The sequence below is a fragment of the Haloferax profundi genome, from assembly GCF_001469865.1.
Taxonomy (GTDB): domain Archaea; phylum Halobacteriota; class Halobacteria; order Halobacteriales; family Haloferacaceae; genus Haloferax; species Haloferax profundi.
In genome coordinates this window covers 1-17,444 of sequence record NZ_LOPV01000433.1, presented here as the reverse complement: position 1 = coordinate 17,444, position 17,444 = coordinate 1, and the positions used below count along the sequence as shown (strand labels likewise).

Sequence of the window (17,444 nt, the reverse complement as noted above, 5' to 3'; positions counted from 1 at the left end):
CGTGGCGGGCGAAGACGGCGGCGACGTGGCGCGCTTCGGCGACGCGGGTGTTCTCGCTGTCGTCGCGGTGGGCCACGTGGCCGATTTCGGCGAGGTCCTGCGGGTACGCGCGGTGCGTGTTGTTCTCCAGCACCATCGTCAGCGACGGGAGCACCCACGTCCGGAGCATGGTGTAGTCCTCGCTGTACGGTTCGGTGATTGAGGCGGGTTCGCCGCCACCGAGCACCTCGGTCCCGGGTTCGATACCCATGCGCTCGTAGTTCTCTCCTTCCGAAATCATGTGGAAGTCGAGCATGTCCTCGAACCCGAGGCCGACGAGACTGTTCCGGGCGGCGTCTTCGAGTCGGGAGCGTTCGTGACGCTGCCCGACCGTCCCCACGTCGGGGTAGCGCGGTTCGAGGTCGTTGAACCCGTAGGCACGGCCAATGTCGTCGACGAGGTCCAGCGGGTGAAGCACGTCCACGCGGTACGGCGGGATGGAGACTTCGTAGACCGTTTCGTCTCCGAGTTCGGCGTTCGCGTCGAGACCGGAGCGCTCGAAGAGGTCGATGACCTCGTCCATCTCCAACTCGACGCCGAGAATCGACTCGATTCGGTCGTGGCTGACGTGTTTCGTGTCGACGTCGAAGTCGGGTTTGACGACGGTGCCGTCTTCGTACTGGACTTCGACTTCCTCGATGGTCGCCCCGCGGGCGGCCAGCGCGTAGCAGATGATGGTGCACATCCGGTCGATGGTCCACTGGTCGGTGCCGGTGAGTTCGACGAACAGGTCGCGCGAGTCGGTGGATACCTCGGTCCGACGGCCGTTGATGACCGGCGGGAACGAGAACAGGCCGATTTCGTCGTAGATGGCCGGATAGCGCTCGTACTCGGAGACGAGGTCGGCGTACTTCTGTCCGGTCGCGTGCTGTTCGAGCACCTCGGCGGGCGTGAGTTCCTCGTTGGAGTCGAGGGCGACGAAGGTGTCACCGTCGGGGGCGATTCCCTTGTACGTGATGGAGTTGCCCGTCGACCGCTCGGAGAGGACGTCGCCTTTCAGCATCGTCAGGTCGTGGATGCCAATCGCGCCCTTGGCGCGCTTGCGACCCATCGTCGCGTGCAGTTTCTCCTGCAGTTGGATGAGCGAGTCGAGTGCGGCGTCGTCTAAGTCCACGCCGCGAACGACGGCACCCGTGACGTAGGGTCGCTCGTCCGGGACGGACTCGTCGACGACGATGGTCCAGTCGGGGTCGTTCGTCTTCGGGACGGAGACACCGCGGGCGTCGCCGTACTGGTAGCGAAGCGACCGGGCGACGCCTTCGACCGAGAGACGGTCGAGGCGGTCCGGGCCGAACTCCAGTTGGAAGGCCCCGTCGTCGGTCACGCCCTCGAACTCGAGGCCGAGCGCGAACAGGTCGTCTTTGAACTCCTCGTCGGACTTCTCTTCGTGGCCGGTCAGGCGGCGCAGTTCGTCTGGTTGAACGTCGACTACGGGCATTATCGGAGCACCTCCGTCTCGCGGAGCAGGTCGAGGTCACACATCGTTCCGTGAACGTCGCGGATGTCGTCGAAACCGTACATGAGCATCAAGAGGCGCTCTAACGCGAGGCCCCACGCCATCACGTCGCACTCGACGCCGAGCGGGCGGAGGACTTCCTCGCGGAACATCCCGGAGTTGCCGATTTCGATGAGTTCGCCCGTCTCGGGGTGTCGGCCGAACAGTTCGAACGACGGCTCAGTGTAGGGGTTGTAGTGCGGTTTGAACTGGATGTCCGTGATGCCGAAGTGCGAGTAGAACTCCTCGAAGGTGCCCATCAGGTCGCGCACCGAGAGGTCTTCGGCCATCACCCAGCCCTCGATTTGGTAGAACTCCAGCAGGTGGGTCGGGTCGAGCGTGTCGTTGCGGTAGACCTTCTCGACGGAGAAGTACCGCTGCGGCGGCTCTAACTCGCCGACTTCGTGGCCGGAGAGGTAACGCATCGACAGCGACGTGGTGTGCCCACGGAGAGCGATGGCCCGCGCGAAGTCCTCGCTCCACGGCGAGTGGTAGCCGTCGCCGTCTTCGCCGACACCGTTGAGGTGAGCGTCGCGAACCCGGTCGATGAGGTCCTCGGGGATGTCTTCCATCGGCGGCACGTCGAGGGCGAAGCGGTCCCAGTGCGTGCGTGCCGGGTGGTCCTGCGGCATGAACAGGCAGTCGTTGATCCAGAAGTCCGCGTCGGCGTGCGGCCCTTCCATCTCGGCGAAGCCCATGCCGGTGAGCACGTCTTTCACGCGGTCAGCGGTCTGTCGGAGGATGTGCTTCTTGCCGCCGCGAACCTCGGGTGCGTCGGCTTCGACGTTGTACTCGGTGAACTCGACGTCTTCCCACTCGCCAGAGGTGAGCATCTCGGGCGTGAGACGGTCCACCGTCTCGGCCGCCTCGACGCCTTCCATCATGGCCGTGACACCCTCGTCGGTGAGGGTGACGGCGCGGATGGTTCGCTCGCGGCGGACCACGAGGTTGCGCGATTCGAGTTGGTCGAGGACGGCGTCGTCGACGCTGTCGCCGGCAACGAGGGCCGCGAGTGCCGCGGCCTCCTCGTCCGCGTCGGGGTCGGCGTCCGCGTCGGGCGCGAGTTCGCCCGAGTCGATGTGGCCGTAGCCCTTGCGCGCGAAGTTCGACAGCGCGATATCGACCTGCGGGCCGCCGAGCGAGGAGGCACCGATGACCTGCCCCATCGGGACCGAGTCACCGTCGCCGACGTCGAGTGCGGCGCGGTAGAGTCGGACCTCTGGGAGGCCGTCTTCGGCGTATTCGACGCCCTCGTCGGTCAGTTCGACGTCTTCCTCGACGGTCTCTGTGACCGAGACGAGGCCTTCGTCGCGCAGGTCGAAGGCCGCACCCGTCACCGTCTCTGGTTTCAGGTCCGCCGCCTCCGCCAACTGTTCTATCGTCCGTTCGTCTGTAGCGCTCGCGGCGTTCAACACCGCGACCTGTGATTCCGGAAGTCGCATCTGGTTCGTTGTGGCGTTAGCCGTCTGGGAGTTGGTTAGCAGTTTCGAAGCCTCGCCGCGTTGGCGAGTCTGACCGGAGGGGTCGGTTTCGTCCACCGGGCGTGGTCGCGCCGGGGCGGAGTCCGCCGACCTCAGGCGGTCAGGAAGAAAAAGCCGAACCCGGAGGTGCTCGGTTCGCGAGTGGCGCTGACACCATCACAGACAGGTTCGGTTGTCATATCTTCGAGGATGCCACGTTCCTTCAAAACGGTTCCGGAATCGTGAGAACGTATGTCACGTCCAGCGCTGGTGTCGCCGGCAGTAGCGAGTAGCGCAGCGACGGGTGTCGATTCAGGAGCCACCAGTTGGAGATAAGATACTTTCTTATCCACTGCCGTCTCAGGAGCGACGAAGACGAATGCGCGACTTGGCAGCGACGCTCGAGACGATTCGCCTCGGTGAGGAGGCGTCACTCATCGTCAAACCACCGAACCGACCGGACGATAGAGACGACGTAGACGCCGTTTTGGTCCAGTCGAACCCGCCGTACGAGTTCGACGACGGTGAGGTCACCTACCGAGTCGTCGAAGAAGACGGGCGCTATCAGGTGCTCGCGTCGCGCGACGTGGCCGACCCGACCCGGACGCTCGGCGAACTCCGGGCCGTCGTCAACATGAGTACGTAGCGGAGTCGTCTCCTCACACGCTCACCTCACGTTCCACCCTCACGCCACGTTCTGTTCTGTGAGCGTCTCACCCGTCTCGAATCGGTCCAGCGAGAGGTCCGACACGTCCACGTCGCACTCGTGCTCGCCGAGACAGAAGTCAGCCACCGCCTCACCAGTCGCCGGCGCGTGCTGGAATCCGTGTCCCGAAAAGCCGGCGGCGACGACGAACCCCGGCGCGACTTCGTCCAGAATCGCGTGGTGGTCGGGCGTCACGGCGTACAACCCAGCCCACCCGTTGCGAATCCTCGTCTCCGGACCGAAGTACGCGGCGCAGTCGTCGGCGCGTTCTGTCGCCTCCACTGCCCAGTCGACGTCCATCGACTCGTCGAACCGGTCGGGGTCGACGTCGGGGTCCGACTCGGCGAAGTGCCCGCCGACGATGGCAGTGTCGTCTCGCTCTGGGCGGAAGTACGACCCCGTGTCGAGGTCGATTGTCAACGGCGCATCTTCGGGGAGGTCACCCTCCGGTTCGACGACCGCAATTTGTCGCCGGCGGGGGGCGATTGGCAGGTCGATACCGGCGAACGCGGCGACACGCTTCGTCCACGCACCCGCCGCACAGACCACGGCGTCTACTTCGATGGTCTCGTCGGGTGTCTCGACGTGCCAGCCATGGCCGTGGCCGTCGGTGTCATCGCCGTCGTCACCCTCGCGTTCGAGTCCCGTCACTGGTGTATTGCTCCGTATCTCGCCGCCAGCGTTGCGGACTGCGTCGGCGTATCCCTGTACCGCAGAGTGCGGGTCGGCGATGCCGTCGGCAGGGGAGTAGGTCGCCGCGACGAACTGCTCTGCACGGAGTTTGGGGACGTACGCCTTCGCTTCGTCGGGGGCGAGGACGCGACTCGGCGCACCCAACTCGGTCTGCATCTCGACGTTGTCGCGGAAGGCCGACGCCGTCGCTTCGGTCCGCGCGAGAAAGAGGTATCCCGGCCGGCGGTAGTCGATATCGACGCCGAACTCGTCGGCGAACGACTCCCAGACGGGGATACTCGAAAGCGAGAGTTCGACGTTGACGCGAGTGGAAAATTGCGTTCGGATGCCGCCCGCCGCCCGGCCGGTACTTCCGCCGCCGAGTGTCCCCGCCTCGCAGACGGTAACGTCGGCACCACGGTCGGTGAGGGCGTACGCGCAGGCGAGTCCGACGACGCCGCCGCCGACGATGAGGACGTGCATGGTCGTCACTGATTTTTCCCAGTGTTATGAGTGTGTCTGTGACATGGTATCGATACACGGTAGTTTCATTTTCCCGACGTGAGTAGCCAGTGTATGGTTCGGATTCTCTCTGCGGACGCCGTCCGCGACCTTCTCTCGCTTACAGAACTCTTCCCAGTCGTCGAAGAGGCGTTCGTCAAACAGGGTCGCGGCGAGGTGGAACGGCCACCGAGACCACACTTCCCAGTTGGTATCGGTGTCGACGACATCCGAGACGGTATCGACAATCTGGGCGAGATGGGCGACGGTGTCCAGTCCAACTCACCGCTCGGAACCGCGTTGACGATGCCGGCGTACATCCACGGCCGGACAGTGTACGCGACCAAACTCGCCGCAGTCCACCCGGACAACACCACCCACGGCCTCCCGACGGTGAACGCACAGGTCGCCTTGACCGACTCGACGACGGGTCTCCCACTCGGGTTCTTCGACGGAAACACCATCACCAGTGCCCGCACGGGGTGCATCGGTGGGTTGGCCGCAGAGTACCTCACCGCCGACCCGATTCGACTCGGGGTCATCGGCGCGGGCACGCAGGCACGCTGGCAGACTCGCGCTATCGCCACCGGGTCCGACGTGGAGTCGGTTCGTATCTACTCACCCAGCGACTCTCGCGAGGCGTGCGCCGCCGACCTCCGCGACGAGGGACTCCCCGCGGAAGCGGTCGATTCCCCCGACGAAGCCGTCGCCGACGCGAACGTCGTCGTCACTGCGACGACCAGTTCCGACCCCGTGTTCGACGGCGGCCTGCTCGAACCCGGCGCACTCGTCGTCGCCGTCGGTGCCTACACGGCGGAGATGCAGGAACTCGACGCGACGACGTTCGACCGGGCGGCGCGGGTCTTCGCCGACGTTCCCGAGGAAGTCGCAGACATCGGCGACGTGCGCGCCGCCGGTCTGTCGGAATCCGACCTCGTTCCGCTCTCCGAAGTGTTCGAGGGCGTCGTCGGCCGGGACTCAGACGAAGAGATTCTCGTCGTCGAGAGCGTTGGCTCGGCGGTTCTCGATGCGGCGACGGCCGAGTACCTCTACGAAAAAGCGCGCGAACGCGGCGTCGGCGAAGACGTGGGGTTGTAGTTCGCGTCGTCGGTCGGTCAGTGTTCGGCGGCGACTTCACTTCGCTCCGAGCCGTCGCCTCACTAGTGTTCGGCGGCGACACCCCGTCGCTCTGTCTCTAAGTCGATATCGAGCGAGTCGAGGATTTCTTCGGCTTCGTCGCGCTTTTCCTGGTGGTCTTCGAGGAACTCGCGCATCATCGTCGCGGCCTGTTCTTTGCACCCGCCGCAGAGTCGTTCGCCGCCGACACACTCGTCGTACACCTCTTTGGCGAGTTCGTCGTCGTCGCCGGTGAGGAGGTACGCGTAGAGTTCGTAGACGGGGCACTTGTCGGCCTCACCGCCGAGGCGACGCTGTTCTTCGGCGGTGTCGCGGCCGCCGGTCGTCGCGGACTTGACCTTGTTGTAGCCGTCTTCGGGGTCGTCCAACAGCGAGATGTGACTCGCCGGAATCGACGACGACATCTTGCCACCCGTGAGGCCGGTCATGAAGCGGTGGTAGATAGACGACGGCGGGATGAAGCCGTAGCCGCCGTGGTGGGCCTCGACTTCGCGGGCGAGGTCTTCGGCTTCCGCAACGTCGACGTCGAACGCGTCGATGTGCTGGTCGTAGCGGCGCTTTTCGCCCTCGATTTCCTCGATGAGTGCCTCGAACGCCTCGTCGGTCGCCTGTCGAGCGAAGAACCGAATGCGCGGGCGGAGCGGTTCCATGCCGGCGTTTTCGAGTTTCTCCACCGCCGAGTCGCGGACGGACTCGTCTACGAGGATGCCGGCGGCGTCGAGGTTGGCGTCTGCCAACCACTCGGCCGCTTCACCGCACCGCGGCATGTCGGCGTCGTCGGCGTACTCCTCGCGGGCGTCGTAGGCGGCGGCGACGACCGGACGCTCTGAGTCGTCCAGTTCGAACGACGCGAACGCCTCGGTCACCTTGAAGAAGCGCATCCGCGTGGCGAGGTCACGCGCGAACCGGACGTGCGGGTCCTGGTCGGGACCGACCGGGATGACCGTCGGTTTCGGGTCGTCCAACTGGGGGTAGAGGATGTCGGCCATCTGGGTGACGACCGACTGCATGTGCGAGATGTTCGTCTCGCCGTCGAATCCGTAGATGCCCTCGAACTCGGAGTAGTTCGCCTTGCCACCGAGTTCGAACGCGAGTCGCTGGAGTCGGTCGTTGTCCGACTGACGGTAGAGTTCCCCCTCCTCGGTGTCGAATCCGAGTGCGATGAGCGACAGCAGGTAGTCGCGACTGTGCTCGTCGATTTCGTCCCACGAGATGCCGCGCGCGGAGTGCGCCTCCATGTCTGCGATGAGGCCGTACGCGTCGCCACCCTGCTGTTGATGCCAGATTATCTCGTCGAAGACGAGTTTGTGGCCGATGTGGGGGTCGCCCGTCGGCATGAAGCCCGAGAGGACGGCGAAGTCGTCGCCGTCGCGCATCGCTTCGAGGACCGGACGGTAGTCGCGGTGGCCGAAGATGACACCGCGGCGCATCAGGTAGTGCGGGTTCGGCACCTCGTCGAGGATTTCGTCGAACTCCTCGATGCCGAACTCTTCGAACAGTTTCCGGTAGTCGGCGATAGTCGACGAGCCCCACGGGTCGAGAGCGACTTCGTCTGCTCCCTCTGCTGTGCCTCCATCGGTGCGGATGCGCTCCGCGGGTTCGTCGTCTGTCATGGCGTAAGCCGACTGACCGAAAGCCAGTCTATCTGTCCGTTGGCGTCGGTCACCGCAAAAACCATTCGCTTGCGGACACCGCCGGCGAGGCGAACGTCCAGCGAGAGGTCACGTGGGACGAACGTGTGGTCGGGTGTGACTACGCGCACGAGGAACTCGGAGTGCGAGAGGTCCGACACCGTCTCGAAGTCGGTGTAGACTCGGAAGTCCGACCCGAACTTGAACCCGCTCTTGGGGACCGTCCCTGCCTCCCGAAGTGCGGAGTAGACCGCGAGACGGCGGTCGAATCGGTCTCCCTCTACGTCTCTACCGCGAGCGACCACGTCTGATTCGTCGATATCGAGTGCGTCGCGGCGGGCGAGAGACGCCGCTTCGAGGAGCGAGAGTTGGAGCGGACCGCTGTCGGCGTTCCGGCCGTAGAGTCGCTGCCCGTAGAATCCCTGTTGGTACAACTGGTCGACACCAGTCCACAGGAGTGCGCGGTCCGAGAGCAGTTCGGCGTCGAGGCCGGACGGCAGGTTCTCGGTTGCCGTCCCCTCGGGGTCGTAGCCCTCGGTGTCGAAGTACGTCAGGTCACCATCTTCGTCGACGATGGCGAGAACGGTCTCACCGAGCGAGGAGACGGGGATTGACTGGCGTTCGCCGGCGACTCGGACTCGGTGTTCGACCACGCCGTCCCACGGACCCTTGCCGCGTGGGTAGACGAGGAAGTCGGCACCGTCCGGGTCGTCCACGCCGGGCCATCCCTCGCGGGCAGGCGAGAGATAGAATCCCCGGTCGCGGAGGTCTTTGTAGACGACGAAGTCGAGTGTGGTGCCGGTTCGCGCGAGGAGTTCACGCAGGCCCATGCCGTCTACGCCGTCGATGTCGCCGCGCGAGAGGAGGTGCGCGGCCTCGACGGGCGCGACGTCGAGGTCGTTCCCGCCGGTCGGCCTCCCATAGCCACGCGAGTCGTGGAACCGCTGGCGGGCGTCGCCCGGGAGGTGGACGACACCGTCTTCGAGGCGTCCTTGCATACACGAATCGGGGCGGGGCGACGACAAAGGGTCTGCGATGCCGGCGGGCCGAACACTTGGGTGTCGCCACCGGCGAGACCAGTGGCACTCTTCGTACCGACGACTCATGCGAACTCACACGTCGAGTCGAGACACCGCCGACCGCGACCCGTCTCGAATATCGGCAGGCCACACTCACAGTCGTCCACGACGACGCCCGTCGGAACCGAGAATGCTGTCTCACACTCGGGATACGCGTCGCATCCAGCGAGCAAGCGACCACCGCGGCGAATGATTCGAAGCGGTGACCCGCAGTCGGGGCACGTCCACTCGCCATCGAACTTGTCTTGCACGTGGTCGTCCAGCGGGTCGCACTGGCGGTCGATGCACACCTCGAAGGTGGCCCCGCGTTCGACCCGCATCAGTGGTAGCCCACAGTCGTCGCACGTCTCGTCGAGGACTGTCGCACCCGCGGGAAGCGAAAACTCGACGCCAGAGTCGAGGCCGACGACCGAGCCACCAGTTCGGACGAGGGGTTCGCCGGTGCCGGGGTGACTGCCGACTGGGACACCCGCTTCGCTCGCAGGGTACTCCGAACGACGGGCGGAGTCGTGTGATTCGACGGTGAGGACCTGGTCGCCTGCGCGGGCGACGAGGCCGAACGACTCCGGGCCGGATTCGACCGTCAACGAGTCGGCACGGGTCAACCACGCGACGGGTTGGTACCCGCTGGTGTCGTGGACGAGGACGGTTCGGTCGGGCTTGGCGACGACGACGACTCGACCACGTTGGACGCGGTCACGAGACCCCTCGAATCGGACGGTGCAGTCGCCTGCAAAGACGCGGATGGATTCCATGCGCCGGGGTGGTCCCGGGTTCCGATTTGAACCTTCGTGCGAAAGTTCATGTGCGAGAGCGAGTCGGCGACGACGGTGAAGCCATGCCGCCTCACGAAGGACTTTGGTCGGCCGGGGCACAGGTCGTGGTATGGATGCGAACGTCGTGCTGTTCGACATGGACGGAGTGTTGGTCGATTCCGAGCAGTACTGGCACGCCTTCGAGGACGACTGGGTGTTCGCCGACGCTATCGAGTCCGGCGACCCCGCTCACGAGGAGATTACGGGGATGAACTTCCGCGAGATATACGACTACCTCGACGAAGAGTACGGAACCACCGTCACGAAAGCGGAGTTCGTCGCGGCGTACCACGAGAACGCCGAAGACCTCTACGGTGAGAAAGTGGTCCTGATGGACGGCGCAGAGGAACTCTTCTCCGACCTCCGCGCCGCCGGGAAGAAAGTCGCTATCGTCTCGTCTGCCCCGCAAGACTGGATTTCGACCGTCCGCGAACGGTTCGCCCTCGACCCACTCGACTTGGTCCTCTCGGCCGACGACATCGACGACCCCGGCAAACCCGAACCGCACATCTACGAGGCGGCAGCATCGGAACTCGGCGTCGCCCCCGAGGAATGCGTCGTCGTCGAAGACTCTGTCAACGGCATCGAATCGGCCGCCCGGTCGGGCGCGCACACCATCGCCTACCGCGTCGCCCACAACAGCGAGTTAGACCTCTCGCAGGCCGACGAAATCGTGGACGGTCCCGAGGAACTGCGGGCGGCGTTGCTCGGCGACGACTGAGTGGTCCGCGAACGAACGACTGCGCGAGCTTTCGAGCCAAATATTCTTAATCTTTTTACTATTTGGGCGTTCAGTTTAGTCTGAAGACCGGGACCTTCGGTAGGTTTGTTGTGCCATCGCACGTCAACAACTTCCCGGGTACCATCTCCCGGTCTTCGTTCTCCGCCACCGAGCGGCAGTGCTGTTCTCGAACGCTTCGCGCGGTTACTCCACTCGAACCGTCCGCGTCTCCCGAATCGGCAAGAGCGGCAGGTCGGGGAACGTCACTTCGACCGTGAATTCGAGTTCGTCGTCCGTCGCGCCGAAGACACCGACGGGGACGACAACCTCGTCCGAGAGGTAGCACTCTTTCGCAGACATCTCCACGCCGTTGACCGTGACACGGATGCCGATGGACCCGCCGCCGGCGGTGTTGGTCACCCGGATGTCGTGCATATCGCTCTCGCCGCGAGCGACCGTCTCGGGGAACTGCCCCCACTCGATTTCTGGTGCAGGGAGGTTCTTCGCGCTCTCGACGACGCGTTCGGCAACGCCCTGTGAGATACCAGCGCGCGTGAGTTCTCGGACGCCGGCGTCGACAACCTCGGCCGGTGACGAGAGGCCCCCCGTGGCGAGCGTGCGAGCACGGCCGGGACCGATGCCATCGACTGCTGTGAGTGCCGCGGCGTCGCCGCTGACACCGTGGTCGACGCGTGCTTCGACTCGTCGGGCGAGGTTGGCGGCGCGAGCGTCGGCGAAGGTATCCAAGAATTCGCGGAGTGCCGAGAGAAGACGAAGCGCGTTCTGGCGGATGACCCACGCGTCGCTCCGAAGTTCGCTCGGCGTCGAATTCGCCATACTCGCGTGGAGGATGGCCAGCACCTTCCGCGGGCCGTCTTCGAGTTCGGTCGAAACGCCCGTCAACACCGAGTTCACGGCGTCGACTTCGGACTGTCGAGACGAGACCTGGCGGAAGTCGGCCGCGCCGGCGACCGTTTCGAGGATATCGTCGGCGGAGATTCGGTCGCGGTTGGCGAGCGTGGAGAATCGGGTCGCGGTCCCGAGACGGAGGTAGTACTTCGAGGTGAGGCGACCGAGTGCCGTCGCGTCGATAGAGAGGTCGTCGTCCATCTCGACGAACCCGCGAGAGACGAGTCTGTCGAGGACGTCGCGGACGCGCGAACGAAGGTCTTCGAAGTCGTAGGCACCGGGGTCCGACTGAGCCCGCCGGTAGTAGAACGTCGTCTCCAACCACGACATCACGTCGTCTAAGTCTCGAATCGTGCCCATCGCGATTTCGGCGTTGAGGTGGGCGTCGAGGTCTTCGGCGAGGCGCGACTCTATCTCTTTGCCCTCGCGGAGGAGGCGTCGGTACTTGTTCTGGTCCGCGTGGTCGCAGACGACCCAGCCATACCCCACGTCGTCGTAGCCGGGACGCCCGGCGCGACCGAGCATCTGGAGGATGTCGAGCGGCGAGATGTCGACTTCGCCTTCGAGAGGGTCGTGGTGTTTCGTGTCGCGGATGACGACACAGCGTGCGGGGAGGTTCACGCCCCACGCCAGCGTCGAGGTGGAAAACAGGAGCTGAATCTTCCCTTCTTTGAACCATTCTTCGACCGCCTCTCGGTCGTCACGGGCGAGGCCAGCGTGGTGGAAGCCGACGCCGTCTAAGACGGCTTTCCGGAGGGAGTCGTTGCTGAGTTCTTTCGCCTCGTTGTGGAAGTCGTAGTCGCCGCGAGAGCTAATCGGCACGTCGCGTTTGGCGAGTTCGTCGCGGGCCTTCTCGGCGGCCCGAACCGAATCCTGCCGCGAGGAGACGAAGACGAGCGACTGCCCGCCGTCGCGGATGTGGGGTTCTGCGAGGTCGAACGCCCGGTAGAGACGGCGGTACTTGTCCGCAAACGAGTTCTCGCCGTGTGTGTACGTCTTCACGCCCGCGTGGAGGTCTACGGGTCGGTAGTCGTCGCCGAACTCGAACGTCGTCTCGGGCGGCGCATCCAACCACGCGGCCACGTCGTCGATGTTCGGCATCGTCGCCGAGAGCGCCACGATGCGCGGGTCGCAGATGCGACGCATCCGCGAGACGGTGACTTCGAGGACGCCGCCGCGCGTCTCGGAGTCGAGCAGGTGGACCTCGTCGATGACGACGCAGTCGACGTCCTCGATGAACGAGTAGCGTGCAGAGTCGTGTTTGCGCGTGGCAGAGTCCGTCTTCTCCGGCGTCATCACGAGGATGTCCGCGCGTGCGGCGCGACGGGGGTTCAACTCGCGTTCGCCGGTGACGACGTAGACGGAGTAGCCGAGGTCTTCGAAGCGTTCCCACTCGGTCTCTTTCTCGGTCGTCAGAGCGCGAAGCGGGGCGATGAAGAGGGCCGTCCCGTCGTCGCGGAGCGTCTTGCAAATAGCGAGTTCCGCGAGCGCCGTCTTCCCGCTAGCGGTGGGCGCGGAGGCGACCACGTTGTGGTCGGTGTCGAGGATGCCCGGCAGGGCCTCACGTTGCATCCGGTTGAACTCCTCGAACCCGAAGGCGTCGGCGAACTCGGGGACTGCTTCGACGACTTTCACGGGGTGCACCTCCCTGTGAGTACAGCGGACGGAAGCGAGACGAAGACGAGGGTCATACAGGTAGCCGAGTCGTCCGTGGGGAAAGGCGTTTCTCCATCCGGTGGCACCGCTCGCCGAGCGAGACGACAAAAACGTGTTCGGGGGACCGTTCAGGGCACGATTCCGGCCGTCTCCTGTCTTATGCCGCGCCGGCGAGGACAGCGATGAACGACCAGTTCGTTCCCGCGGTGGCTTCGTGCTTCTTCGATTCAGCCTTCGACAGGTCACGGCGGTGTTTCCAGTTCATACACTGTACGGAAATCTTTACTCGAATATAAGTTTTTCAGTTCTGTGATATATTTAGCACGGTTTTACACACAGAATGGTGGAAATCCGTGATGGATTCGAAGCAAACGTTTTCTTTTTCGTGAGAGTCGCGTGTGTTTGACCGATTCTTCTGTCGTCGTGGTAACACGGGGCACGAGACGAACGTCGGGTGGTTCGGCCGAATCGAACCGGCCAGACCTGTCAGGAGGTCGACCGACAGCGGTGTAATCCTCACGTTTTTGCCTGTCCCCCCGTAAGAACTGACCATGCGCACGCGGCGGAAGCCAGATTGGTTGAAGATGCGACCGCCATCGGGCCGGCGATTCACCGACATCAAATCCACACTCCGGGACAGGAACCTCAACACGGTCTGTGAAGAGGCCAACTGTCCGAACCTCGGCGAGTGCTGGAGTGGTCGGGACGGCCCCGGGACGGCCACGTTCATGCTCATGGGCGACCGGTGTTCGCGCGGATGCAACTTCTGTGACGTAACGACGGGTGGCATGGAGCCACTCGACCCCGAAGAACCCGCGAACGTCGCCGACGCCGTGACGGAAATCGGTCTCGACTACGTCGTGTTGACCTCCGTGGACCGCGACGACTTGCCCGACCAAGGTGCCGGGCACTTCGCACAGACGATTCGCGAGATTAAGCAACGTGACCCGGAGGTTCTCGTCGAAGTGCTGATTCCCGACTTCCAGGGCGAACCCGAACTCGTCCGGAAGATTATCGACGCCGGCCCGGACGTCATCGCTCACAACATCGAGACGGTCGAGCGTCTCCAGTGGCCGATTCGTGACCGGCGCGCGGGATACGAGCAGTCGCTGTCGGTCCTCCAGCAAGTGACCGACGAGTCGGACATCCACACGAAGACGTCCATCATGCTCGGCCTCGGCGAACACGCCCACGAAGTCTACCAGACGCTCTCAGACCTCCGCGAGGCGGACGTCGACATCGTGACCTTCGGCCAGTACCTCCAACCGTCGCGGACCCACCTCGACGTGTACGAGTACGTCCACCCCGACGTGTTCGAGACGTGGCGACGGGTCGCCGAAGACGAACTCGACTTCCTCTACTGTGCCTCGGGCCCGATGGTCCGGTCGTCGTACAAGGCGGGCGAACTGTTCGTCGACGCACTGCTCCGCGAAGGGTCGAGCGTCGAAGAGGCACGACAAGCGGCACGCGCGGCAGCAGGGCAGTAACGCGGGCGACGCGCGCGCGCCGGACAGGAGACTTCGTTCTCGCGTCGCCACAGCTGTGGCGGAGTTGTCACATTCTGAGTCGACGTACTCCCGTTCCGTTGTGAAACGTTGTCGATATTTCCGATTATTTCTCGGTGAGATGTGGGTTCGCACTAATGACCCTCAGGAAGAATCGTTTAGAAGCCAAAATGTCCAATTTTCACCTGTGTGAGTTTACATAGCACGGCCAGTGACGCAATATTCCGAGTCAAAGTAAATTATATACGAAAACAATATAACGCCAGCGGGTGTCGATTTTGCCATGAACAGGAGGGTTCTCCCGTGAGCGTACTTCAGCGTGACCCGCAGGACCAGGTACGAGTACTCGATGAGGACGGCACCGTCGTCGGTGAAGTCCCCGACATCGACGACGAGACACTGGTCGACATGTACCGGAATATGCGCCTTGCTCGACACTTCGACACTCGGGCAGTGAGTCTGCAGCGACAGGGACGGATGGGAACCTATCCTCCGCTGTCGGGACAAGAAGGCGCACAGATTGGCAGCGCCATCGCACTCGAAGAAGACGACTGGATGGTGCCCAGTTACCGCGAACACGGCGCAGCGTTGCTCCGCGGCCTTCCCCTCAAGCAGACGCTCTTGTACTGGATGGGCCACGAGAAGGGTAACGAGATGCCGGAGGGCGTGAACCTCTTCCCGCCCGCAGTTCCCATCGCGTCGCAGATTCCGCACGCGACGGGTGCCGGGTGGTCGTTCAAACTCCGCGGCGAGGAGAACAAGGCAGTTCTCTGCTACTTCGGCGACGGGGCAACCTCCGAAGGAGACTTCCACGAAGGACTGAACTTCGCGGGCGTCTTCGACACCCCCAACGTCTTCTTCTGTAACAACAATCAGTGGGCGATTTCTGTCCCGCGCGAGCGACAGACGGCCTCCGAGACTATCGCACAGAAGGCCACCGCCTACGGCATCGACGGCGTACAGGTCGACGGTATGGACCCCCTCGCCGTCTACGCCGTGACGAAGGCCGCACTGGAGAAAGCCCGGAACCCCGGCGAAGGCGAGGGTCGACCCACGCTCATCGAGGCGGTCCAGTACCGCTTCGGCGCGCACACCACGGCCGACGACCCGACTGTCTACCGCGACGACGAGGAAGTCGAGAAGTGGAAGGCGAAAGACCCCATCCCGCGTCTCGAAGCGTTCCTCCGCGAGACGGGGCGACTCGACGACGAGAAGGTCGAAGAAATCGAGGCTGACATCAAACAACGAGTCGCAGACGCCATCGAGGCAGCCGAGTCCGACCCGCGTCCGGAACCCAGCGACATGTTCGACTACGCCTACGACGAACGGACGCCAGAGATTCAAGCACAGTACGAGGAGTTCGAAGCACTCCGTGAGAAGGTTGGCGACGAAGGATTCCTCCGAGAATGAGCGCACAGAACCTCACCATCGTGCAGGCAGTACGGGACGGTCTCTACACCGAAATGAACCTCGACGACGAGGTGTTGGTCATGGGCGAAGACGTCGGCAAGAACGGCGGCGTCTTCCGGGCCACCGAAGGCCTCTGGGACGAGTTCGGCGACGACCGCGTCATCGACACGCCCCTCGCAGAGTCCGGCATCATCGGCACGGCAGTCGGGATGGCCGCGATGGGCCTGAAGCCGATTCCCGAGATTCAGTTCTCTGGCTTCATGTACCCCGGATTCGACCAAATCGTGAGCCACATGTCGCGGTTCCGCACCCGGACCCGCGGGCGCTACACGCTCCCGATGGTCCTCCGCGCCCCCTACGGCGGTGGCATCCGCGCACCCGAGTCGCACTCCGAGTCGAAGGAGATGTTCTACGCGCACGAGGCCGGTCTGAAGGTCGTCATCCCCTCTACGCCGTACGACACGAAGGGACTGCTCATCTCCGCCATCCGCGACCCCGACCCGGTCGTCTTCCTCGAACCCAAACTCATCTACCGCGCGTTCCGCGGCGAGGTTCCCGAAGAAGACTACACGGTCCCAATCGGTGAGGCCGCCGTCCGCCGCGAAGGCACGGACGTGTCGGTGTTCACCTACGGCGCGATGACCCGCCCGACGCTCGAAGCAGTCGAGAATCTCGAAGAAGAGGGTATCGACGCGGAAGTCGTCGACCTGCGCTCTATCTCGCCACTCGACCGCGAGACCATCGTCGAGTCGTTCAAGAAGACCGGCCGTGCAGTCGTCGTCCACGAGGCACCCAAGACCGGTGGTCTCGGCGGCGAAATTACGGCAATCATCCAAGAAGAGGCGCTCCTCTATCAGGAAGCACCCGTAAAGCGCGTCGCAGGCTACGACGTTCCGTACCCGCTGTACGCACTGGAGGACTACTACCTCCCGTCGGTCGCCCGCGTCGAAGACGGCATTCGTGAGGCGGTGAACTTCTGAATGGCACTCGAAGAATTCAAACTCCCCGACGTCGGTGAAGGCGTCGCAGAAGGCGAACTCGTAACGTGGCACGTCGCACCGGGCGACGAAGTGACCGAAGACCAGGTACTCGCAGAGGTCGAGACGGACAAGGCACTCGTGGACGTTCCGTCGCCGTTCAACGGGACGGTGAACGAACTCCTCGCCGAAGAGGGCGAAGTCGTCCCCGTCGGCAACGTCATCATCACCATCCAGGTCGGTGGCGAGGAGGCCGAAGAAGCCGAGCCGGCCGCCGAACCCGAGGCGGAAGCAGAACCCGAAGCGGAACCCGAGGACGAAGCCGACTCTGGCGGACGCGTGTTCGCCCCGCCGAGCGTCCGACGCCTCGCCCGCGAACTCGAAGTCGACCTCGAATCTGTCGACGGAAGCGGCCCGAGTGGTCGCGTGACCGAAGGCGACGTTCGTGCGGCCGCCGAAGAAGAAGAAGACGACGCGGCGGCCGAAGGGCCGCGCAGCATCGAAATCAACGGTCAGTCGGCGACGGAGAAGCGCGACGAAAGCGCTGCCGCGCCCGCTGAGGCCGCAGAGCGTGACAAGACGCTCGCCGCACCCGCGACCCGTGCGCTTGCCAAAGAGAAAGGCGTCGACATCGACGCCGTGCCGGCGACCGAGATGCGCGACGGTGAGGCGTTCGTCTCGCCCGACGCAGTCACCGAGTACGCCGAGGCCCAGCGCGCCGCACAGGCCGC

14 protein-coding genes are annotated in these 17,444 nt (G+C 64.2%); 7 read left to right on the top strand and 7 right to left on the bottom strand.

Annotated features, from left to right (window positions below; all coding sequences use genetic code 11):
* The coding region (gene pheT, locus AUR66_RS14830) for a phenylalanine--tRNA ligase subunit beta (protein ID WP_058573051.1) at window positions 1-1,477 on the bottom strand (1,477 nt) is incomplete at its 3' end.
* The gene (gene pheS, locus AUR66_RS14825; protein WP_058573050.1) at window positions 1,477-2,976 is read right to left on the bottom strand and encodes a phenylalanine--tRNA ligase subunit alpha; all 1,500 of its coding nucleotides are present in this window, start codon (window positions 2,974-2,976) and stop codon (window positions 1,477-1,479) included. The genes pheT and pheS, both read right to left, overlap by 1 nt.
* A 397-nt stretch (window positions 2,977-3,373) precedes the next feature.
* Between pheS and AUR66_RS14820 the strand changes: the two genes are divergently transcribed.
* Window positions 3,374-3,640, top strand: coding sequence for a hypothetical protein (locus tag AUR66_RS14820; RefSeq protein ID WP_058573049.1), 267 nt, complete (start codon window positions 3,374-3,376; stop codon window positions 3,638-3,640).
* A 39-nt stretch (window positions 3,641-3,679) separates the two neighbouring features.
* Here AUR66_RS14820 and AUR66_RS14815 read toward each other — a convergent pair whose 3' ends face one another.
* Complete coding sequence (locus tag AUR66_RS14815) at window positions 3,680-4,855, bottom strand: NAD(P)/FAD-dependent oxidoreductase (protein WP_058573048.1); 1,176 nt, start codon at window positions 4,853-4,855, stop codon at window positions 3,680-3,682.
* 93 nt (window positions 4,856-4,948) lie between these two features.
* On the opposite strand from AUR66_RS14815, the gene AUR66_RS14810 reads away from it, so the two are divergent.
* Window positions 4,949-5,971 (top strand): ornithine cyclodeaminase family protein, encoded by a 1,023-nt coding sequence (locus tag AUR66_RS14810; RefSeq protein ID WP_058573047.1) that lies wholly within the window; start codon window positions 4,949-4,951, stop codon window positions 5,969-5,971.
* Between the two features lie 62 nt (window positions 5,972-6,033).
* On the opposite strand, the gene AUR66_RS14805 is transcribed toward AUR66_RS14810, so the two are convergent.
* From AUR66_RS14805 to AUR66_RS14795, 3 genes are all read right to left on the bottom strand, one after another.
* The gene (locus AUR66_RS14805; RefSeq protein ID WP_058573046.1) at window positions 6,034-7,623 is read right to left on the bottom strand and encodes a tryptophan--tRNA ligase; all 1,590 of its coding nucleotides are present in this window, start codon (window positions 7,621-7,623) and stop codon (window positions 6,034-6,036) included.
* Window positions 7,620-8,639, bottom strand: a complete 1,020-nt coding sequence (endA, locus tag AUR66_RS14800) for a tRNA-intron lyase (protein ID WP_058573045.1) — start codon at window positions 8,637-8,639, stop codon at window positions 7,620-7,622. The genes AUR66_RS14805 and endA overlap by 4 nt, the downstream gene beginning before the upstream one ends.
* Window positions 8,640-8,743: 104 nt before the next feature.
* The gene (locus AUR66_RS14795; protein WP_058573044.1) at window positions 8,744-9,475 is read right to left on the bottom strand and encodes an Sjogren's syndrome/scleroderma autoantigen 1 family protein; all 732 of its coding nucleotides are present in this window, start codon (window positions 9,473-9,475) and stop codon (window positions 8,744-8,746) included.
* 130 nt (window positions 9,476-9,605) lie between these two features.
* On the opposite strand from AUR66_RS14795, the gene AUR66_RS14790 reads away from it, so the two are divergent.
* Window positions 9,606-10,256, top strand: coding sequence for an HAD family hydrolase (locus AUR66_RS14790; protein ID WP_058573043.1), 651 nt, complete (start codon window positions 9,606-9,608; stop codon window positions 10,254-10,256).
* Window positions 10,257-10,460: 204 nt separating this feature from the next.
* On the opposite strand, the gene AUR66_RS14785 is transcribed toward AUR66_RS14790, so the two are convergent.
* Window positions 10,461-12,800 carry a DEAD/DEAH box helicase gene (locus AUR66_RS14785; RefSeq protein ID WP_058573052.1) on the bottom strand — a complete coding sequence of 780 codons (2,340 nt, stop codon included), beginning with the start codon at window positions 12,798-12,800 and terminating at the stop codon, window positions 10,461-10,463.
* Window positions 12,801-13,372: 572 nt separating this feature from the next.
* Here AUR66_RS14785 and lipA point away from each other — a divergent pair.
* From lipA to AUR66_RS14765, 4 genes are all read left to right on the top strand, one after another.
* Window positions 13,373-14,308: a lipoyl synthase gene (gene lipA, locus AUR66_RS14780; RefSeq protein ID WP_058573042.1), complete on the top strand. Its 936-nt coding sequence runs from the start codon at window positions 13,373-13,375 to the stop codon at window positions 14,306-14,308.
* 321 nt (window positions 14,309-14,629) lie between these two features.
* Window positions 14,630-15,736: a pyruvate dehydrogenase (acetyl-transferring) E1 component subunit alpha gene (gene pdhA / locus AUR66_RS14775; RefSeq protein WP_058573041.1), complete on the top strand. Its 1,107-nt coding sequence runs from the start codon at window positions 14,630-14,632 to the stop codon at window positions 15,734-15,736.
* Window positions 15,733-16,716 (top strand): alpha-ketoacid dehydrogenase subunit beta, encoded by a 984-nt coding sequence (locus tag AUR66_RS14770; protein WP_058573040.1) that lies wholly within the window; start codon window positions 15,733-15,735, stop codon window positions 16,714-16,716. Before pdhA ends, AUR66_RS14770 begins: the two co-directional genes overlap by 4 nt.
* A partial coding sequence (locus AUR66_RS14765; RefSeq protein ID WP_197409798.1) for a biotin/lipoyl-containing protein occupies window positions 16,717-17,444 on the top strand: 728 nt, incomplete at its 3' end. It lies immediately after the preceding gene.

Bases quoted from the DNA above. Each gene is read 5' to 3' on its own strand.
- pheS (WP_058573050.1), bottom strand. From the start codon at position 2,976: ATGCGACTTCCGGAATCACAGGTCGCGGTGTTGAACGCCGCGAGCGCT.
- AUR66_RS14820 (WP_058573049.1), top strand. From the start codon at position 3,374: ATGCGCGACTTGGCAGCGACGCTCGAGACGATTCGCCTCGGTGAGGAG.
- AUR66_RS14815 (WP_058573048.1), bottom strand. From the start codon at position 4,855: ATGCACGTCCTCATCGTCGGCGGCGGCGTCGTCGGACTCGCCTGCGCG.
- AUR66_RS14810 (WP_058573047.1), top strand. From the start codon at position 4,949: ATGGTTCGGATTCTCTCTGCGGACGCCGTCCGCGACCTTCTCTCGCTT.
- AUR66_RS14805 (WP_058573046.1), bottom strand. From the start codon at position 7,623: ATGACAGACGACGAACCCGCGGAGCGCATCCGCACCGATGGAGGCACA.
- endA (WP_058573045.1), bottom strand. From the start codon at position 8,639: ATGCAAGGACGCCTCGAAGACGGTGTCGTCCACCTCCCGGGCGACGCC.
- AUR66_RS14795 (WP_058573044.1), bottom strand. From the start codon at position 9,475: ATGGAATCCATCCGCGTCTTTGCAGGCGACTGCACCGTCCGATTCGAG.
- AUR66_RS14790 (WP_058573043.1), top strand. From the start codon at position 9,606: ATGGATGCGAACGTCGTGCTGTTCGACATGGACGGAGTGTTGGTCGAT.
- lipA (WP_058573042.1), top strand. From the start codon at position 13,373: ATGCGCACGCGGCGGAAGCCAGATTGGTTGAAGATGCGACCGCCATCG.
- AUR66_RS14770 (WP_058573040.1), top strand. From the start codon at position 15,733: ATGAGCGCACAGAACCTCACCATCGTGCAGGCAGTACGGGACGGTCTC.